The sequence below is a fragment of the Rhodococcus sp. 06-156-4 genome, assembly GCF_002259345.1.
Lineage (GTDB): Bacteria > Actinomycetota > Actinomycetes > Mycobacteriales > Mycobacteriaceae > Rhodococcoides > Rhodococcoides fascians_E.
On the sequence record NZ_NPGB01000033.1, the window covers coordinates 1 to 4,022 of the forward strand.

Genomic DNA, 4,022 nt, shown 5'->3' on the forward strand with positions numbered 1-4,022 from the left:
GCGGATGAGGTTGATGATTGCTCGGTGGGAGATCATGACGCCTTTGGGGCGTCCGGTGGTGCCGGAGGTGAAGATGACGTAGGCGGTGTCGGCGGGGGTGAGGGTGCGTGTCAGTACCGGTGCCGCGGTGTCACCGTGTGTCAGGCGTGCTGATACTGCTGGGTCGGTGAGGAAATCTTCGGTGATGACCACTGTGGGAGAAGCGTCGTCGAGGATGTGGGTGATGCGTTCGCTGGGGTAGTCGGGGTCGATGGGGACGTAGGCGGCGCCGGCGCGGATGACGGCGATCAGTGTGGTGACGAGGTCGACGCTGCGGGGGAGCATGACTGCGACGCGGTCGCCGACCTGCACGCCACGTTCGATCAGTATGTGTGCCAGTGCGTTTGCGTGGAAGTCGAGATCTGTATAGGTCCACTGTTGTCCGCTGTCGTCGACGACCGCAAGCGCATCCGCAGACGAATTCGTCTGACGCCGAATCAACTCATCCAACGTCGAATCCGCCACCACCACAACCGGACCGGAAGAGAGTTCGGAGATGTGCTTTCGTTCGGTGTGGGTGAGGAGGGGTAGTGCGGCGATTCGGGTGTGGGGTGCGGTGGCGAGGGTGTGTAGGGCGGTGTCGAGGAGTGTGGTGAGGGTGGTGATGGTGTGGTGGGTGATGCGGTGTGGTTGGTAGGAGAGTTCGATGGTGATGTGGGTGGGTGTGGGCAGGATGCCGAGGGTGAGGGGGTAGTGGGTGGAGTCGTGGATGTCGACGCTGGTGAGCGCGAGGTCGTGGTGTGTGTCGGTGTCGTCGTCGAGGGGGTAGTTCTCGTAGACGAGGAGGGTGTCGAAGAGGGCGGGGAGGCCGGTGAGGTGGTGTAGGTCGGGTAGTGGGGTGTGGTGGTGGTCGAGGACGGTGGTGTTGAGGAACATGCCGACGGCGGTGTCGATGCCGTCGATGTGGGCGGGTCGTCCGGAGACGGTGGTGCCGAAGGTGATGGTGGGTTGTCCGGTGATGGCGTTCAGGGTCAGTGCCCAGGCGGTGTGGATGACGGTGTTGAGGGTGGTGCTGTGGGTGCGGGCGAGGGTGTGGAGTTGTTCGGTGAGGGTGGTGTCGATGGTGTGGGTGAGTTCGATCGGTTGTGCTGTGTCGGTGGTGGCTGTGTCGGTGGTGGCGATGAGGGTGGGTTCGGTGACGTCGGCGAGGGCGGTGTTCCAGGTGTCGAGTGAGGTGGTGTGGTCGTGGTGGGTGAGCCAGTGGAGGAAGCTCGGGTAGGTGGTGTCGGGGAGTGCGGGTGTGGTGGGGTTGTTGTAGGCGTTGAGCAGTGTCTTGATCAATGGCGGGGTGGACCAGCCGTCGGTGATGGCGTGGTGGACGGTCAGGATGAGGGTGTGCTGGTCGGCTGCGGTCGTGACCGCGGTGACGCGCATCAACGGCGCCTCGTCGAGCGCCAACGGGATCGTCCGGTCTGCGTCGATGATCGCCGCGATCGCGTCCGTGTCGTACGTATCGATATCGGTATGCGAAAGAGTGACGGTGGCACCGGTGGGGATCACTGCGACGTATTCGCCGTTCGCAGCGGGTGTGATCGCGGCCTTGAGGTTGGGGTGTGTGTCCGTGAGTCGATCAAGGGCGATGCGGAGCCTGTCCAAGTCGAGCAGCCCGGTCACCGTCACCGCAGTGTGGGTTAGGTACACGTCGGTACCGGACACAGCGCCGAGCATGGATTCGAAGACCATGCCGTGTTGGAGTGGTGTCAGTGGTTGGACGTCGGTGAGGTCGCCGTAACGCTCTTCCCATGCGGTGACATCGTTGTAGGTGAGACCGGTGGCGGTGAAGTCGGTCAGTGAGCGTCGGCTGCGGCCGGTGTAGGCGGCGAGGCATCGCAGCGTGGCTGTCCACAACTGGACGAGTTCGTGTGCTTGTTCGGTGGTGAGAATTTTCTCGGCGTAGGCGAAGGAACCGTCGAAGACGGTCGCGCCGTCGGCGTCCGACACCGCGGCGATGTTGGCGTCGACAACTGCGGCGGCGGGAAGCTCTGCGGGCACGTGTCCACGGATGCCCGGGATTTCGGGGGCGCTGGTCCAGGAGCGATCACCAGCTGTGCCGCTGGTGAAGTTACCGAGGTAGTTGAATCCGATGTCCGGAATGTTCTGTGGGAGAGCAGCTTCGGTGTTGAGGTGGGTGAGTATGCCGTAGCCGATGCCGCGGTCCGGGACGCGTGCGAGTGTGTCTTTGATGCGTAGTACGGCGTCGGCGGCGAGGGTGGGGTCGGTGATGGTGTGGTGGGGGTCGAGGTCGGTGAGGTCGGCGAGGATCGGGTACCAGGTGGTGAACCAGCCGATCGAGCGGGAGAGGTCTGCTCCGGGGACGAGGGTTTCTTGGCGGCCGTGGCCTTCCATGCCGATGGTGACCGGGCGTGGCTCGAGGCCGTGGCGTGCGCGCCATGCGCAGGTCGCGATGCCCAGTGCGGTGAGGAGGATGTCTTCGACGCTCGCCGAGAGGGCGGTGGTGATGTCGCCGATGAGGGTAGCGGTGAGGTCGGCGGGAACCGTGACCTCGATCTGTCCGGTTGTGGCGTGAGTGTCGCGCTCCGGGTCGACGCTCCGCTCGCCGAAGAGAGGCTGTGTGGCGTCGGCGACGGTGTTCCAGTGCTCGAGTTGGTCGGTGAGGTGGGGGTCGCGTGCGCGTTCGGTCAGTGCGTGGGTCCATGTGGTGATGGAGGTTCCGGCGGGGAGCAGGTCGTCTTCGGTGGCGCCGGTTTCGAGTGCCCAGGCGTGTGCGAGGTCGTCTTGAAGGATGCGCCAGGAGACGCCGTCGACAGCGAGGTGATGGATCACCATGACGAGGCGGCCGGTGGCATCACTGGAGGTGGTGCACCACATTGCGCGCCAGAGGATTCCGTTCGTCGGATCCATCTGATCGGACATTCGGGTGACGAGGTCGTCGACTGTCGTCAGCCATTGCGGGCTCGACCAACCGTCCGACGTCGTCAGCGATTGGATCGGCGATTCGACCGTTGCGGAGGGAAGCGTGAACTCCCAGGTTTCGGAGCGGCGAAGGCGAGCGCCGAGCGTGGGGTGGGCTGTGGCGATCCTGTTGAGGACTCGGTGGAGGGTGTCGGTGGTGAGGTCGGGTGGGGTGGTGAAGACGAAGGATTGGGTGAAGTGGTCGAAGCCGGGTCGGTCTACGTAGCGGGCGGCGATGGGTTGCAGTGGTGCGGTGGTGACGGTGGTGGGTCCGGTTTCGGTGTGGGTCTGGGTGTGGGTGTCGGCGATTCGTGCCAGGGCGCTGATGGTGCGGTGGGTGAAGATGTCGGCGGCGGTGATGGTGATGCCGGCGCGGCGGGCTGCGGTGACGACTTGGATGGAGGAGATGGAGTCGCCGCCGAGGCGGAAGAAGTCGTCGTCGATCGACAGTGGGGTGTCGGTGGGCAGGTGCAGGATGTCGGCGAAGACGGTGGCGAGGGTGGTTTCGGTGACCGTGGTGGGGTGTTGTCCGCCGGTGAGTGCTCCGGTGATGTCGGGTGTGGGTAGTGCGCGGCGGTCGAGTTTGCCGTTGGGGGTGACCGGGACGGTGGTGATGGGAATGAACACGGTGGGGATCATGTAGTCCGGTACCCGTGCGGTCAGATGCTCCCGCAGTTCGTCGTCGGTGACGTCGGTACCGACGTAATAGGCGGCAAGGTATTTGTCATTGCCGCCGGGGTGGTCGGCGGCGATGACGACGGCGGCGGTGACGGCGGGGTGGTGCTGCAGGACGACGCGGATCTCGTCGAGTTCGATGCGGAAGCCGCGGATCTTGACTTGGTCGTCGGAGCGGCCGAGGTAGTCGAGTTCACCGGCGTGGTTCCAGCGCACGAGATCGCCGGTGCGGTAGAGGCGTTCACCTGCGGTGGTGGGGTCGGCGATGAAGCGGGTGGCGGTGAGGTCGGGTCGGGCGATGTAGCCGTCGGCGAGTTGGATGCCACCGAGATACAGCTCTCCTGTCACCCCGACGGGTACCGGGCGCAGCCAGGTGTCGAGGACGTGGGTGGTTG

General features: G+C 64.9%; 1 protein-coding gene. It reads right to left on the minus strand.

What is annotated here, in order from left to right; all coding sequences use genetic code 11:
* A partial coding sequence (locus CH290_RS24875; RefSeq protein WP_141217851.1) for a condensation domain-containing protein occupies positions 1-4,022 on the minus strand: 4,022 nt, incomplete at both ends.